The organism is Actinopolyspora lacussalsi subsp. righensis (genome assembly GCF_900116555.1).
In the GTDB taxonomy this organism is placed as follows: domain Bacteria; phylum Actinomycetota; class Actinomycetes; order Mycobacteriales; family Pseudonocardiaceae; genus Actinopolyspora; species Actinopolyspora lacussalsi.
The window spans coordinates 70,078-84,326 of the sequence record NZ_FPAT01000003.1; the positions used below are offsets into that span (position 1 = coordinate 70,078).

A 14,249-nucleotide genomic window follows, 5' to 3' on the forward strand; every position below is an offset into this window, starting at 1 on the left:
GAACCACCGGGCGGCTCCGAGGTGGTGTCGATTTCTCGCGAAATCGCCGCGCCGCTTCGGCCCGGGAAAATCCGGTTACGGGGTGGGGCGGATGATGCCTCGCTGGATGGCGGTGGTGATCGCCGCGGTGCGGTTGTCCACCCCGAGCTTGTCGAAGATGTGCACCAGGTGTGTCTTGACGGTCGCCTCACTGATGAACAGCTCCCGGGAGAGCGCTCGGTTGGACAGTCCCTGTCCGAGCATCCGGAGTATCTCCACCTCGCGTGGACTCAACGCCTCCTCGGGACCGCGCAGCCTCTCGAACAGCCGGGCAGCGACGTTCGGGCCGAGTGCGGTTTCACCCCGCGCCGCCGAACGGACCGCCTGGGCCAGCTGCTCCGGCGGGGAGTCCTTGAGCATGTACCCTGTCGCCCCGGCCTCCACCGCGGCCAGAATGTCGGCGTCGGTGTCGTAGACGGTGAGCACCAGCACCGCGGGCGGCTCGGGCAGGGCCGTTATCCGCCCCGTGGCGGTGACGCCGTCCGTGCCACTCCCCATGCGCAGGTCCATCAGCACCACGTCCACGCTGGTGTCCGCGAGCACGTCCAGCGCCGCACGACCGTCGCCCGCTTCGGCCACCACCAGCATGTCGGAACGTTCGTCGAACATGGCGCGAAGACCGCGGCGGACGACGGGGTGGTCGTCGACCAGCAGCAACCGCAGCGGCTCGTTCACCGGCTCACCTCCTCGCGCAACGGAAGCCTGATCGCCACGACGGTTCCGCTGCCGGTGCTCTCCAGTTCGAACACACCGCCCAACCGCTCGATCCGCTCACGCAGCGATCGCAGTCCGAAGCCGCTGCCGTCCGGACGCGGAGCACGCGGAGACGCCGGGTCGAAACCGGCACCGTCGTCGTAGACGTCCAGCGTGACCTCGGTCCGCAGGTATCCGAGCGTGACGGTCGCCGAGTCGGCCCCGGCATGCTGCACCACGTTGGCCAGGCTCGCCTGAGCGGCGCGCAGCAGGGCCACCTCGTAGCCGGCAGGCAGGCCGAGAGCGGTTCCGTCGAGCCGCAACCGGCAACGCAGTCCGGACTCACGCTCGACGCGCTCGCACAGCCTGCGCAGCGCATCGGCGAGCCCGGCTTCGTTCAACGCGGGCGGGCCGAGCTCGCTGACCAGTCCGCGCGCCTCGGCGAGATTCTCGGAAGCGGTGTCGCGAGCCTCCACGAGATGACCGCGTGCGGTGTCGGCTCCGGCGGGCAACGCGGCCTCGGCGGCGCGCAGCAGCAGCACGACGCTGGAAAGTCCCTGCGCGATCGTGTCGTGGATCTCGCCCGCGAGACGTTCCCGCTCGGCGGCGACGCCCGCTTCGTGCTGGGAGACGGCCAGTTGGGAGCGTGTCCGTCGCAGGTCCTCGATCAGCAGACGACGTTGCTGACTCTCGCGGTGGACGGCCGCGTATCCCCAGGCCACGAGGACCGCGAATCCGGCCCCCAGGCTCGGCCCCAAGACCACGGCGACACTGAACTCGTCGGCGTGTGCCAGCTGGGTGGCGATCACGAGCCCGGTCACGACGACCACGGCCACGACGGCGTGCGGACCGCGCAACAGATGCATGTGCAGGAAGAACAGCGGGAAGGCTATCCAGGAGAAGTCCGGGCTGACAGCCAGCAGGGCGGCCCAGAGCGCCGTCACGCAGGCCAACCAGAGCAGGGCGGTCCGCCGGTTGTGGGCAACGCGACGAGGTAGCGCTCCCACGGCGTAGAGCACCGCCAGCGCGAGCGCCCCGAACAGCGCGAACATCATGACGCCCCGGGACTGGGCGGTGGCGAACAACCGGGCGACGGCGACCGCGAGAAGCAGGTAGAAACCCGCGTGCAGCGCCGTGCGAAGTACACGCAGCACCACGGAGTCACTGGGGTCGTGCCCGGTCAACGACTCGTTCCCTCCCACTCCGGCAGCTTAGCGGTTCGGTGCCCGACCCTGCCGGTTCGCGGGCGGCGGAGCACCGCTCGGGTGTGCCCCGGAAACCGCCCGGGGACTCCCGGAACCAGTCTCCACACGGCTGTCCGGCCGGGGCATCAATCGTTCGATTGACTTTCGCCTCGACCGAACGACACCCGGATATCGATCCCGATGTCGATGGCGGCGCGGGGCGGGTCGGCGAGAGTGGGTGACAGTCCCCGGCCCCGAGCGCCGGGGAGCGGTTCAGACACAACCACCAGGAGAGAAGTGACCCGTGTTCGTCGCCATCCGAGACATCCGCTTCGCCAAGGGGCGATTCGCGCTGATGGGTTCGGTCGTAGCGCTGATCACCCTGCTGATCGTGCTGCTCTCCGGACTCACTTCGGGGCTGGCCGATCGGTCGGTATCGGCCGTCAGGAACCTCCCCGCCACACATCTGGTGTTCGGTGGCGTGGGAGACGAACAACCGGAGAAGTCCTTCGCGGACAGCACCGTGACACCGCGACAACGCGCTGTCTGGGAGAACACGGCGGGCGTGCGGCGAGTGAGCCCGCTGGGAATAACGACCACCCGTATGGGAACCCCGAACGGCTCCGAGGCGAGCGCCACCGTGTTCGGGCTGCCACCGGACGCGCCCTCCGCACCGACAGGAACATCCGACTCGGCCGTGGTGATCAGCCGTTCCCTCGCCGAGGAACAGCGGTTGCACACCGGTGATCGACTGTCCACCGCCGCGGGTGATCTGCCGGTGAGGGCGATCACCTCGGACGAGTTCCACAGCCACACCCCGGTAATTTGGACCACATTGGACACTTGGCGGGAGCTGCGTACCGCGCGGAGCGCGGGAGCGGAAACGCCGCTCGCCACGGTCCTGAGCGTGGAGGCGGAACCGGACGCACGGCTGTCCGAGGCCGATTCGACCGCGAACACGCTCTCGGCGACCGTCGGGGACAGCCTGGAAGCCGTCGGATCGTTCTCGTCCGAGAACGGCTCGCTGCTGACGATGCGGCTGCTGCTGTACGCCATCTCGGCACTGGTGATCGGCGCGTTCCTGACCGTGTGGACGATTCAGCGCAGCGGTGACGTCGCGGTGCTCAAGGCACTCGGCGGTTCCACCGGGTACCTGCTGCGCGACGCGCTGGCCCAGTCGCTGATCGTGCTGCTGGCCGGGGCCGGTCTCGGCGGAGCGGCGGGTGTCGCGCTGGGCAGCGCGGCGGACGAGGTGGTGCCGTTCGAACTGACCGCGCGCACGACGCTGGTGCCGGTGCTGGTGATGATCGCGCTCGGCATGGTCGGAGCGGCGCTGGCAGTACGCCGCATAACTTCCGTGGAACCGCTGACAGCGTTGGGAGCTGGACGATGAGTCTGAGACTGCACGGGATCGGGCTGACCTATCCCGACGGGGAACGAACGGTGCACGCGCTGGACGAGGTCTCGTTGCGAGTCGACCCCGGCGAACTGCTGGCGGTGACCGGGCCTTCGGGCTCGGGCAAGTCGAGCCTGCTCGCCGTGGCTGCGGGTCTCGTCCGGCCCACGGCGGGTTCGGTCCACGTGGGCGAAACGGATATCACAGGTTTGAACGGTGCGGCGCTGAGCAGGCTGCGGCTGAACCGGATCGGAATCGTGTTCCAACAGCACAACCTCGTGGCATCGCTGACGGCGGTCGAACAGCTGCAGGTCACCGAGCACATGCGGGGACGTTCCGCGCGGAAGGCACGGGACAAGGCGGTTCAGCTGCTGGCCACGGTAGGGCTGTCGGGGAAGCAACACCGCAGGCCGAGCAGGCTCTCCGGCGGGGAGCGACAACGGGTCAACATCGCACGGGCGTTGACGGCCCGTCCCGAGGTGCTGCTGGTGGACGAGCCGACCGCCGCCCTGGATCAGGAGCGCGGCGCGCGAATCGTGGAACTGCTCCGGGACGTGACCCGGCAGTACGGTGTCGCCACCGTGCTGGTCACGCACGACACCCAGCACCTGGCGCAGACGGACCGGACCGTGGCGATACACGACGGAAAACTGTCGGGGTAAGGAGTTTCGCGCCCGGGCGTGGAACCGGGAGGACGCGACGACGTCAGCCGACACTGTGCAACCACTCGACGGGCGGCCCCTCACCCGCCCCCCGATACGGCTCCAACGCCTCGTCCCAGTTGGTCCCCAACAGCTCGGTCACACGATGTCGCATGCTGTCCACGTCCTGACAGTCGGCGACCAGGGTGCGCAGTTGGTCCTCGGCGACCACGATGTCGCCGTTCGCGCCGGTTCGGGCCCGCCACAGCCCCAGCTCCGGGACGTGGCAGAACCGTTCGCCGTCCGTCCCGGGTCCGGGATCCTCGGTGATTTCGAAACGCAGTATCGGCCAGGTGCACAACACCCCGGCCAACCGTGCGGCGGTTCCGGGCTCGGCGTACCAGATGTGCTCGGCGCGAAGCTCTCCGGGAGCGGCGGGCTGGGCGGTCCAGCGGAACCCGAGACGGGTATCGAGCACGCTCGCGATCGCCCACTCGACGTGCGGGCAGACCGCCCCGGGTGACGAGTGGATGTAGACGACACCGCTTGTATGGTCACACGTGCTCACTGCTGCCCTCCGCTTGTGCCACGAGGGACGTTCTTCCGCCACGACCTCGAAGCGAAGTACGACTCCGTCAGTCGATCACAAACGAGGGGCTTACGCACGCTTCGCCAAGAGGTACCTTCCCGCACGCAGATCCGTCCGCAGTGGACCTTCCTGGGTGCTCCTCCCCACCGGACGGAGTCGAAATCGCAGTTCGGAAGGCATCAACACGGTTTCGATCCGAGGTCTCGGAACCGGCGTAGCCGAGGATGCCCCGGACTGCCCGCGAAAGTCGATACCACTCGAAAGGGGACACTCGTGGCAAGTGTCGCTGCGCGGGCGGAATCCCGCGGTCCGCTCGGGGCGGTACGGTTCAGAGCCCGTAGCTCTCCAACAGCCGCAGCCAGACCTCGCTGAGGGTGGGAAACGCCGGTACCGCGTGCCACAGTCGTGCGAGCGGAACCTCGCCGACGATCGCGATCGTCGCAGCGTGCAGCAGCTCGGCGACGTCCTGGCCGACGAACACGGCACCCAACAGCACCTGGTGTCGTTCGTCGATCACGAATCGAGCCCTGCCCCGATAACCGTCGGCACGGAGCTCCGCGCCTGCCGAGGCCATGTCCAGTTCGATGGTTCGTACCCGGTGACCGTCCTGTTCGGCCCGCTCCGGGCTGTAGCCGATCTGGGCCACCGCGGGATCGGTGAAGATCACGGTGGGGACGGCGTGCCTGTTGGCCGAGGTCATGTAACGACCGAACGCATCGGTGGTGACGTGTCTGCCCGTGGCCCTGGCGACGACGACGTCCGCGACCACCCGCGCCGCGTACTTGGCCTGGTGCGTGAGCTGGGCCTGCCCGGTGACGTCCCCCGCGGCGTAGAGCCACCCCCCGGGAACCCCCCTGACCTCGCCGTGTTCGTTGACGTCCACGGCGCCTTCCTCGTGGAGCCCCACCGACTCCAGCCCGAGATGCCCGGTGGCGGCGCGACGACCGGTGGCGACCAACAACCGCTCGGCCGAGACCTCGGTACCGTCGGCGAGTTCCAGCGTCACGCTCCCCTCCGTACTCGACACCCCGTTGACCACGGCATCGGAGTACAGTCGCACCCCGTCGGCACGCAGCGCCGCCTCCAGCAGGTCCCCGGCGAAATCCGGGGCCGAAGGCAGCGGACGGGGACCGCTCTCGATCATCCGCACGTGCGTTCCCAACCGGGCCCAGGCCTGCGCGAGCTCCACCCCCACCACTCCGGCCCCCAGCACGGCCAGGCTCTCCGGAGCTCGCTCGGCGGAGGTGGCAGCACGCGAATCCCAGAAGTCGACCTGGTCGAGACCGGGAATCGGAGGACGGACGGGCACGCTCCCGGTCGCGAGCACGACCGCGTTGCCCGCGTAGAGCGAAAAGGTCGTGCCGTCCGGATCGCGCACCATGACCTCCCTGCTGCCCGCGAGCCACGCCGAACCGCGGAACAGGGCCACCCCGGCGTCGTGGACCCAGTCGACTTGTCTCCGGTCGTCCCACTGATCGACGAACGAATCGCGCCTGCGCAGGGTGCCGGAAACATCGATATCACCCGTGACGGCCTGCCGGGCCCCATCCACCCGACGAGCGGCGGTCACGGCGTGTCCGGAACGCAGCAGTGCCTTGCTGGGCATGCAGGCCCAGAAGGAGCACTCCCCGCCGACCCGTTCCCGCTCCACGAGAGCCACCGAGAGGCCACCCGCGGCGACCCGGCCCGCCACGTTCTCCCCGGCGGGACCGCCACCCACGACCACGACGTCGTACTCGTATCCACCGGACTCGGCAACGGCCTCACCGGACTCGGCACCTGTAGCAGCCATACTGGTCAGGGCAATACATCACGAGGACAACGGCAACCGGAAAGCCGTCCGGCCGGTCTGTCGTGGGCGCCTCCGACCGGTTCCGCCCCGGCTGCCGGAGCGGAACCACCGGGAGGAGCCGGGGCGGGACGAGAACCGATCGCCCGTCACGGACCGATCGTTGCCGCCCGTCGGCCCTCAACGGGACACCCTGCTCCACCCACCGACACCGGGAGTGTGGCCGCTGTCGTACTCGGTGGTCAGTATCCGAGGGGTGCGGGTCAGGTAGGGGTGGAACAACCGGAAGACCACGACAGCGGGCGCGTAGAGCGGCACGACCGCGGACAACGTGGCCGCCGTGACTCCGGCGCGGAACACGTCGGCAGGCAGCAACCGCGGATAGCGATCCACGAACCGACCGTTGGCGAGCGAGACCGCCCACAGCACGAACACGAAACCGGCCATGGCCCCCACCGCGATGATCACGGAGGGCTGGTAACCCAGCCGCTGCGATCCCAGCATGACAGCGATCCACCCCAACAACGCGGGCATCTGGCCACGCTCGGTGGTGGCCGCCCACAGCAGTCCACCGAAGACCGCGAGTACCACCCCGGCGTTCTCCCAGGCCCGTACCACCCGGCCACTCCAGGCGACGTCCGGGACACCGATCCGTTCCAACAGACCACGCCACACCTCCACGGCCGAGGGAGCGGCCTCCGGCGCCAAGAACTGTCCGCCGATCCAGCACAACGTCCACACCGAGACCACGAACGCGGCCAGACGTTGCCAGTACGGTCTGCTGCCCACGACACTGCACAACCTGAGTACTTCCCACCAGTGCGCCCACACGAGGGTGACACCTCCGCCGATCGAATTCGCTGCACCACGCTGATCGTCACCGCCCGCGGGGCGTCGGGTCCATTGCCCGATCGGCGGCGTGTCCGAACGCGTTGGGTAATCGGAACGGCCGTCTCATCGTCCGGCCGAGCATGCCGGGGTGCACCGGCACGACCAGCCGCGCTCACCCACCGCGCTGATCCACGCCCCGCCCGGTCACATCACCGAAGAACCCGTCACATCACCGAGGGAATCGGGGCACAGCCCCGGTGCGACGCACAACGCCCGGTGACGGAATCGACTCCCGTACCGTCGACCAGCCACATGTTCCCGGTAGTGGTCGACACCAACATCCGATCGGCGGCGTCCGTGGAGACACGTACGTCCTCGGTGGCACCGATCGGGTGATCGAGCCTGAAGTGGACTCCACCACCGATCCGACTGCCCGTCGTCGGGTCGATCGTGGTGATGCGGATGGCCTCGGTCACGGCACACTCGTCGGGCCGAAGCACGGCGAGTCCGGTCGACGTCCACGCCGTCCGGAGCGGTCCGCACCCCACCTCGAAGGTGTCGAGCCGAGCGGCGCTGTCGCCACCCGCGGGAATCACCCGCAGCGCCGGCGGCTCGCTGCTCGCCCGATCGCGCACGACGAGCGCCAGGCGTCCCGACCGGTCGAGTGCCAGATCCCGCACCACCAGGTCGGTCGGCAACGTGATCCGCCGAGTGGTGTTCCCCGAAACCAGCGAGACCCGATTTCCGCTCGCCACCGCGAGCCTGCCGTCGGCAGCGTCGATGGCGGTCACCTCGTCGCCGGGCACCACCCCACGCATCCGCCGAACCGTGCCGTCCGGGCCCACCCGCGACACCCCGCCGTCGGCGGTGGCCGCGTAGACGTGCTCCTCGCCCCTGGCCAGCGCCGCGACCTCGGTGCCCGGTCTGCCGAACTCGTGGTGCACCTCGCCGGTTTCCAGCATCACGGAAACGAGTGTTCCGTCGGCGAGCTGAGTGACGTAGCTGTCCGGGGCCGTCCCGGTCGGTACCGTCGGGGGACTCCGGTCGACGACGAACACGAGTGTCAGCAACAACGCGGCGGTGGTGGCGGCAACGGCTCCGGTCACCCCGAGGACCGTCCGCACTCCGGAACGCCTGCGACGTCCGGCCAGTACACGCGGCAGGGCCGTGGCGGACGGTTCCACATCGGCGACGAGCGCGTGCAGCCCATTACGCACCAGCTGCTCGTCGGAACTCCCGTCTGGGGCTGCGGTGTCCGACTCCGTCACACGCGCTCCCTCAGCAAACTCGACAATCGCGAGACCCCTCGGGAACAGTAGGCCTTGACCGCGCCCGGGGTCACTTTCATTATCTTCGCGGTGTAGGCCTCACTGAAGTCGGCGTAGTAACGCAGCACGACCGCTTCCCGCTGTCTGGGAGGCAGTCGGGCGATCGCGTCGGCCAGCACCGTGCGGTCGACACCGTGCACGCTCTCGTCCGGTCCGGACTCACGTTGTACCAGTCGGTGCTGATACTTCCGCGACACCTGCCGCCTGCGCAGCAGCGAACGGGACTTGTTGAGCACCGTCCGACGCAGGAAGGCCAACGCCTTGTCCCGGTCGCGCAGCCGAGCGCGGGAGTCGAACACCCGCATGAACGCGTCCTGCACCACGTCCTCCGCGGCCGATCCGTCATCGACGAGCAGCACGGCCATACGCAGCAGTCCGGAGTAGTGCTCGTGGTAGAGATCGGTCAGTTCGGCGGTCGAGTCATCCATGTGGAGCGGTCCGTTCGACCGTGCGACGGGGGCGACCTCGACCGAAGGACACCGAAAGGCACGACACGCGAGTCCGCCGTGCGGGTTCAACCGCGCGTAAATCCTTCCGACCGATCACCACGACGCCCTCTACCACACTCGAAAAACGGCGAACCCGACACCACGTCGGAGTGACACTGTGATCTTACCCGTCCGGGGAATACTGTCCGACAGTTGTCAGTGTTTCCACCCGACGACAGATGATGTGAGGTATATCCACGGATGCCCATCGTCATCCGGCACGACCTCTAGTTGGGAGAAGGGCGCGATCCGAGCGCCCGGTGAATCGTATGAAGTTCGGTATCTCCACATTCGTCACGGACGAAGGAATAGACCCGGCGGAGCTTGGCGAGGCCGCCGAACTGCGTGGTTTCGACGCACTGTTCCTCGCCGAGCACAGCCACATCCCCACGAGCAGGAAAACGCCCTATCCCGGCGGCGGTGACCTGCCGAGGCACTACTACCGGACCCTGGATCCGTTCGTGTGCCTCACCGCCGCCGCGGTGAACACCAGGCACCTGCTGTTGGGAACCGGAATCGCGCTGATGATCCAGCGGGACCCGATCCACACCGCCAAGGAGACGGCCAGCCTGGACCGCGTCTCGGGAGGCAGGGCGATCCTGGGTGTGGGGGCCGGTTGGAACCGCGAGGAGATGCGCAATCACGGCACCGATCCGGCTCACCGTGGTGCGCTGATGGACGAACGCATCCGCGCCATGAGGGCGCTGTGGACACAGGAGGAGGCGGAGTTCCACGGCGATCACGTGGACATCGAGTCCTCGTACTTCCGACCGAAACCGGTCCAGTCACCGCATCCCCCCATCTACGTCGGCGGGGAGAGCGAACGGTCGGTCGAACGCGTCGCCGAGTACGGCGGGGGCTGGCTCCCCCGATCGGGAGCCGAGAACCTGGCGAAACAGATCGAGCACGTCCGCGAACGCGCGGGATGGCGGGTTCCGGTGACGCTGTACTCGGCACCCGACGATCCCGCGGCTATCGAACAACACGCCCACGCGGGCGTGGACCGGATCCTGTTCTACCTTCCCACCGAGCCCCGTGACACCACGTTGCGTTACCTGGACCAGTTCGCCGAATCGGCCAGGAAATCACAGCGGTAGCGGTGTCCGAGCACGCCGAACCGGCCCGCGCCGATCCACCGGACTCGGGCGCGGAGCACGGTTCGGCATGCCCCAACGCTCCGACGAATTCCGAACAAAAACCTCAACGAGACTAAACCTCGTTTACCGAACGCCCCTACTCGTCACACCGCCCGCACGAACCGGCACTCGCCGCAGTCCGCACAATTTTCGACTCTACCGTGAACAAAAGCATCCTCGCAGCACAGTGGACACTAACCACCTCGGGTCGAACCAGAAGGATGATCATCGGCGAGTCATGACGAATTGAACGACGGCAGGCGGCACGACGAAAAGCCACCGATCGAACACGGTACGACGTAACGAGCTCACGCCACCCACGCTTCCACTGGACGGAAGCCCGCTGCCTCAATTCACCAACCGGGCTGAGAGGCTGAATCGAACGCAGCCTAGAAGGGGAGGTTGGAATGCGTACCCAGGTCGCGATCGTGGGAGCGGGTCCAGCGGGCATGCTGCTGTCTCATCTGTTGCACCTACGGGGAATCGAATCGATCGTGTTGGAGCGGCGCAGCCGCGAATACGTACAGCAACGGGTGCGTGCGGGAGTACTGGAACAGGGCACCGTCGACGTACTGCGGGAAGCGGACGTGGCCGAACGGCTGGACCGGCAGGGCCATCCGCACCACGGAGTGAACGTGCAGTTCGACGGGGAACGGTTGCGTATTCCGCTGTCCGAACTCACCGATGGGCGGAGCATCACCGTCTACGGTCAGCAGGAGGTCGTCAAGGATCTGGCTGATCGGCGTGAGCGTGACGGGGGCCAGGTCCACTACGAGGTCTCGGACGTCTCGATCGAGGGGCCCGACACCGAGCGACCGCTCGTGCGGTTCACGGCGAACGACGGGACGAACCACGAGATCCGGTGTGACTTCGTGGTCGGTTGCGACGGTTTCCACGGCGTCTCCCGGAACACGATTCCGCGCACGGTCCGTACCGACTACGAGCGTGTCTACCCGTTCGGTTGGCTCGGGATCCTCGCGGAAGTCGCGCCCTCCAGCGAGGAGCTGATCTACTCCAACCACGTCAACGGATTCGCCCTGCAGAGCCTGCGCTCACCGGAGCTGAGCAGGATGTACCTGCAGTGCGATCCCGACGATTCGATCGAGAACTGGTCCGACGAGCGGATCTGGGCCGAACTGCAGAACAGGCTGGGAGCGCCCGGTTGGGAACTGCGGGAAGGCCCCATCATCGACAAGAGCATCAGCGCGTTGCGCAGTTTCGTCACAGAGCCGATGAACTACGGCAGGCTGTTCCTGGCGGGCGACTCGGCACACATCGTGCCCCCGACCGGCGCGAAGGGACTGAACCTCGCCGTGGCCGACGTGGCACGGCTGGCGCGGGCCATGACCGACTTCTACAGCGGCAACGGCACCACCGGGCTCGACACCTACTCCGAGGACTGCCTGCGGCGCGTGTGGCGCGTGCAGCACTTCTCCTGGTGGATGACCTCGATGACCCACCGGTTCGACGGGCCGGACTCGGCCTTCGACCGGCGGCTGCAACGCTCGCAGTTCGACTATCTGCGGACCTCGAAAGCCGCGGCCACCACACTGGCGGAGAACTACGTGGGGCTTGCCTCGGTCTGACGGCCACGGCGACGACCGCGGCCACCCGACGCCGGGCCGCGGTCACCGCTCGGCGGAAACGCCCCGACCGAGCGGCTTCATCGGTCCCGCGACCACGCACCACTACCCGCACTTCGGACATTCGGGTGGTCCGCCCCCTTGCGGCGGGATGGTGGGACCACCGCACGTCGGACACATCGGTGACATAGCTCCTGCTCCCGACACACCTCCACACGGTTCACGACCACGAAGCTCCCGGTAAGGAACTCGATTTCGCGCCACCCCGATCCCGGGGAGGCGAGTACCGCGTCGCCCCGTGAAGCCGCGTGCCCGACGACATCCCGCCCGACACTGGACACGGGTGTACCGCCGGTGGCCGACGCGCCTCGGACCACTCCGCTCGACACACCGTGCTTCGCACGGGCTTTCCCCCTCACCGCTTCCTGCCGCACCCGGGCCACCGCTGTCGATCGACGACGTCCGCGTGGCAGGAGTGATATCGGTCGCCGGGACGGAAACCGTTCTCGGTTGAATCGGTACAGCATCCCGAAACGACGCCGACCATCGGGTATGTCACGCACAACACTCGCGGCGTGTTCACACCGCTCCCCCCGTTTCGATCTTATCCCCACCGCGACCTTTGACAGTCACATCCTCCGCCTGTCAGTATTTTCTTACACCTGGCAAAAAGTTCCAGCCGCCGAGGAGTGCGGAACGAAGTCCAGGACTGGGGCCGCGGGAACGAACCGAGACCGGCTGAACCTTCGATCGGAGTTCCGGGAGCTTTTCATGACCGATTCACGGGAGCATCGAGAAAGCGGCGGGCGGAGATGGCGGCCACTGCTGCTGTCCGGACGGCCGTGGGCGGCGACGGTCTACCTGTTGAGCTACTTCGTGGTCGGCACCCTGTTGTTCAGCCTGGTACTGACGAGCGTGTTGGTCGCCGCGGCCCTGAGCATCGTGGGGGTGGGACTCCCGCTGCTGGTAGCAGCGGCGGTGCTGATCCGGGGGTGCGCGGCGATCGAACGATGGCGCGCGCTGCTGGTGACGGATTTCGTGCCGGCCGTTCACCGCACGGTTCACGGCCGTGGAATCATGGCACAGCTCAGAACTAGGTGGTCGGATCCGGCCACTCTTCGCGCCTGCGGCTACCTGATCCTGATGTACGTGCCGTTGCTGATACTGGACACCGCGGTCGTGGCACTCTGGTTGTCCGTCGTCGGAATGGTGACGGTTCCACTGTGGTTCTGGGCGATTCCGCAGAACGGTGGCCACGGAGTGATGATCGGCTACCGACCGGAGGCGCCCGACACCACGAGTTTCGCCTTCGGCGACGGCTCGTTCGGACTGTGGATAGGGGATCTGCCCACCGCCCTGCTCGCGGCCGCGTTGTTCCTGGTCCTGGCCTTCGTCCTCGCACACCTGGTAGTGGCTGTCGCCGGGGCGCACGGCAGAGTGGTGCGCTCGCTGCTGGGGCCACCCACCGATCCGCTGGAGACCGCCAGGCGGGCACTGGACGAACCCGGTCCGCTCCACGGCGGGATACCTTCGGAAGCCGGAAGCCGCGGTGGTGTCGAGAACCGGTGAACGACATCCCCGTTCGGAGTACCCGCGAAGCAACGGGAAAATCGGTCCGACGCGAAACCGGCCGCGGGGGTGAAATCTGAACAGCGAGGAGCTGCTGAACTTCCTTTCCGCGGTGGGACACTCCCACCGGCTGCGCATCATCGCCGCGCTTTCCAACGGTCGGGTACACGTGAGCGAGCTCGCCCGCAATCTCGGGCTGTCCCGGCCGTTGCTGTACATGCACCTCGACCGGCTGGAGAAAGCGGGACTGGTGCGCGGCCGACTGGAACTTTCCCCCGACGGCAAGGCCATGAAGTATTTCGAACTCGTCGACTTCGGGCTACATCTGACACCGGAAACCGTCATAGCGGCTCTGGACGCCGACGAGCGGGAAACCAAGGACGAATGAAGGGATCGGAGCATGAGCGGCGCCGTGACTGCCATCCTGATCGTGCTGATCGCCGTCGGCGGACTCACGACAGGAGTCGTCACCTATTTCCGGCTGCAACGCCACCGGGCCGACGCCGTGGCCATGGCGAACTACCGCAAGCTCGCCGAGGAGGCAGTGGCTCGCCAGGAGGCGGTGGAGAACCGGCTGCGGGAACTCGACTCCAGACTCACGGAGATCGAGCGGATGCTGCGCAGCATCGACTGAGCGGATTTCGGCCGAGCGCTCCGAGCTCCCCGCGTCGAATCGCGAAATCACCGGAACAACGGAAGAGGCTCCGATCACGGATCGAAGTGTGGCAAAGATGTGGGGACGATCTCGGTTGGATCTCCCCACGTCTCGCTGCGCTGGGGTGCTGGTGGGACGGGTGGGACTTGAACCCACGACAAGACGAATTATGAGTTCGCTGCTCTGACCTGCTGAGCTACCGCCCCGTTACGGACGCTGCCGATCATACCGGCCACGTCCTCCAGTATGACCGCAGGGTCGGCCGGACGGTACCACCGGGACGAAAAGGGTCGGCGCACCACGGCGGTGCACCGACCCGGCGTTGTCG

General features: G+C 67.5%; 14 protein-coding genes and 1 tRNA gene. 7 read left to right on the top strand and 8 right to left on the bottom strand.

What is annotated here, in order from left to right; translation table 11 throughout:
- Positions 1-75 precede the first annotated feature (75 nt).
- Complete coding sequence (locus BM394_RS06410) at positions 76-714, bottom strand: response regulator (protein WP_092975353.1); 639 nt, start codon at positions 712-714, stop codon at positions 76-78.
- On the bottom strand, positions 711-1,934 hold the full coding sequence (locus BM394_RS06415) for a sensor histidine kinase (protein ID WP_245780016.1): 1,224 nt from the start codon (positions 1,932-1,934) through the stop codon (positions 711-713). Before BM394_RS06415 ends, BM394_RS06410 begins: the two co-directional genes overlap by 4 nt.
- Positions 1,935-2,220: 286 nt before the next feature.
- On the opposite strand from BM394_RS06415, the gene BM394_RS06420 reads away from it, so the two are divergent.
- Positions 2,221-3,309 carry an ABC transporter permease gene (locus tag BM394_RS06420; RefSeq protein WP_092975356.1) on the top strand — a complete coding sequence of 363 codons (1,089 nt, stop codon included), beginning with the start codon at positions 2,221-2,223 and terminating at the stop codon, positions 3,307-3,309.
- Entirely contained in the window at positions 3,306-3,974 is a 669-nt protein-coding gene (locus BM394_RS06425; protein WP_092929322.1) for an ABC transporter ATP-binding protein, read from the top strand. The genes BM394_RS06420 and BM394_RS06425 overlap by 4 nt, the downstream gene beginning before the upstream one ends.
- Before the next feature lie 43 nt (positions 3,975-4,017).
- Here BM394_RS06425 and BM394_RS06430 read toward each other — a convergent pair whose 3' ends face one another.
- The 5 genes from BM394_RS06430 to BM394_RS06450 all read right to left on the bottom strand — a co-directional run bounded on the left by BM394_RS06430 (position 4,018) and on the right by BM394_RS06450 (position 8,918).
- Positions 4,018-4,521, bottom strand: coding sequence for a DUF3145 domain-containing protein (locus BM394_RS06430; RefSeq protein ID WP_092975359.1), 504 nt, complete (start codon positions 4,519-4,521; stop codon positions 4,018-4,020).
- A 349-nt stretch (positions 4,522-4,870) separates the two neighbouring features.
- Entirely contained in the window at positions 4,871-6,334 is a 1,464-nt protein-coding gene (locus BM394_RS06435) for a dihydrolipoyl dehydrogenase family protein (RefSeq protein ID WP_092975362.1), read from the bottom strand.
- A 177-nt stretch (positions 6,335-6,511) separates the two neighbouring features.
- Positions 6,512-7,120, bottom strand: a complete 609-nt coding sequence (locus BM394_RS06440) for a hypothetical protein (RefSeq protein ID WP_175529994.1) — start codon at positions 7,118-7,120, stop codon at positions 6,512-6,514.
- A gap of 266 nt (positions 7,121-7,386) precedes the next feature.
- Positions 7,387-8,430, bottom strand: a complete 1,044-nt coding sequence (locus BM394_RS06445; protein WP_092975365.1) for a hypothetical protein — start codon at positions 8,428-8,430, stop codon at positions 7,387-7,389.
- Entirely contained in the window at positions 8,427-8,918 is a 492-nt protein-coding gene (locus BM394_RS06450) for a SigE family RNA polymerase sigma factor (RefSeq protein ID WP_092975368.1), read from the bottom strand. Before BM394_RS06450 ends, BM394_RS06445 begins: the two co-directional genes overlap by 4 nt.
- A 329-nt stretch (positions 8,919-9,247) precedes the next feature.
- Between BM394_RS06450 and BM394_RS06455 the strand changes: the two genes are divergently transcribed.
- From BM394_RS06455 to BM394_RS06475, 5 genes are all read left to right on the top strand, one after another.
- Positions 9,248-10,075, top strand: a complete 828-nt coding sequence (locus tag BM394_RS06455; RefSeq protein ID WP_092975371.1) for an LLM class F420-dependent oxidoreductase — start codon at positions 9,248-9,250, stop codon at positions 10,073-10,075.
- Between the two features lie 446 nt (positions 10,076-10,521).
- Positions 10,522-11,700: a 4-hydroxybenzoate 3-monooxygenase gene (gene pobA / locus BM394_RS06460; protein WP_092975374.1), complete on the top strand. Its 1,179-nt coding sequence runs from the start codon at positions 10,522-10,524 to the stop codon at positions 11,698-11,700.
- A 768-nt stretch (positions 11,701-12,468) separates the two neighbouring features.
- Positions 12,469-13,266 (top strand): sensor domain-containing protein, encoded by a 798-nt coding sequence (locus tag BM394_RS06465; protein WP_165400576.1) that lies wholly within the window; start codon positions 12,469-12,471, stop codon positions 13,264-13,266.
- 112 nt (positions 13,267-13,378) lie between these two features.
- Positions 13,379-13,654, top strand: a complete 276-nt coding sequence (locus BM394_RS06470; RefSeq protein ID WP_207227181.1) for an ArsR/SmtB family transcription factor — start codon at positions 13,379-13,381, stop codon at positions 13,652-13,654.
- A gap of 12 nt (positions 13,655-13,666) precedes the next feature.
- Positions 13,667-13,900: a hypothetical protein gene (locus tag BM394_RS06475; protein ID WP_092929338.1), complete on the top strand. Its 234-nt coding sequence runs from the start codon at positions 13,667-13,669 to the stop codon at positions 13,898-13,900.
- A 149-nt stretch (positions 13,901-14,049) separates the two neighbouring features.
- Here BM394_RS06475 and BM394_RS06480 read toward each other — a convergent pair.
- Positions 14,050-14,127 (bottom strand) — tRNA-Ile (locus BM394_RS06480).
- Positions 14,128-14,249 lie beyond the last annotated feature (122 nt).

Bases quoted from the DNA above. Each gene is read 5' to 3' on its own strand.
- BM394_RS06425 (WP_092929322.1), top strand. From the start codon at position 3,306: ATGAGTCTGAGACTGCACGGGATCGGGCTGACCTATCCCGACGGGGAA.
- BM394_RS06435 (WP_092975362.1), bottom strand. From the start codon at position 6,334: ATGGCTGCTACAGGTGCCGAGTCCGGTGAGGCCGTTGCCGAGTCCGGT.
- BM394_RS06450 (WP_092975368.1), bottom strand. From the start codon at position 8,918: ATGGATGACTCGACCGCCGAACTGACCGATCTCTACCACGAGCACTAC.
- BM394_RS06455 (WP_092975371.1), top strand. From the start codon at position 9,248: ATGAAGTTCGGTATCTCCACATTCGTCACGGACGAAGGAATAGACCCG.
- pobA (WP_092975374.1), top strand. From the start codon at position 10,522: ATGCGTACCCAGGTCGCGATCGTGGGAGCGGGTCCAGCGGGCATGCTG.
- BM394_RS06465 (WP_165400576.1), top strand. From the start codon at position 12,469: ATGACCGATTCACGGGAGCATCGAGAAAGCGGCGGGCGGAGATGGCGG.
- BM394_RS06475 (WP_092929338.1), top strand. From the start codon at position 13,667: ATGAGCGGCGCCGTGACTGCCATCCTGATCGTGCTGATCGCCGTCGGC.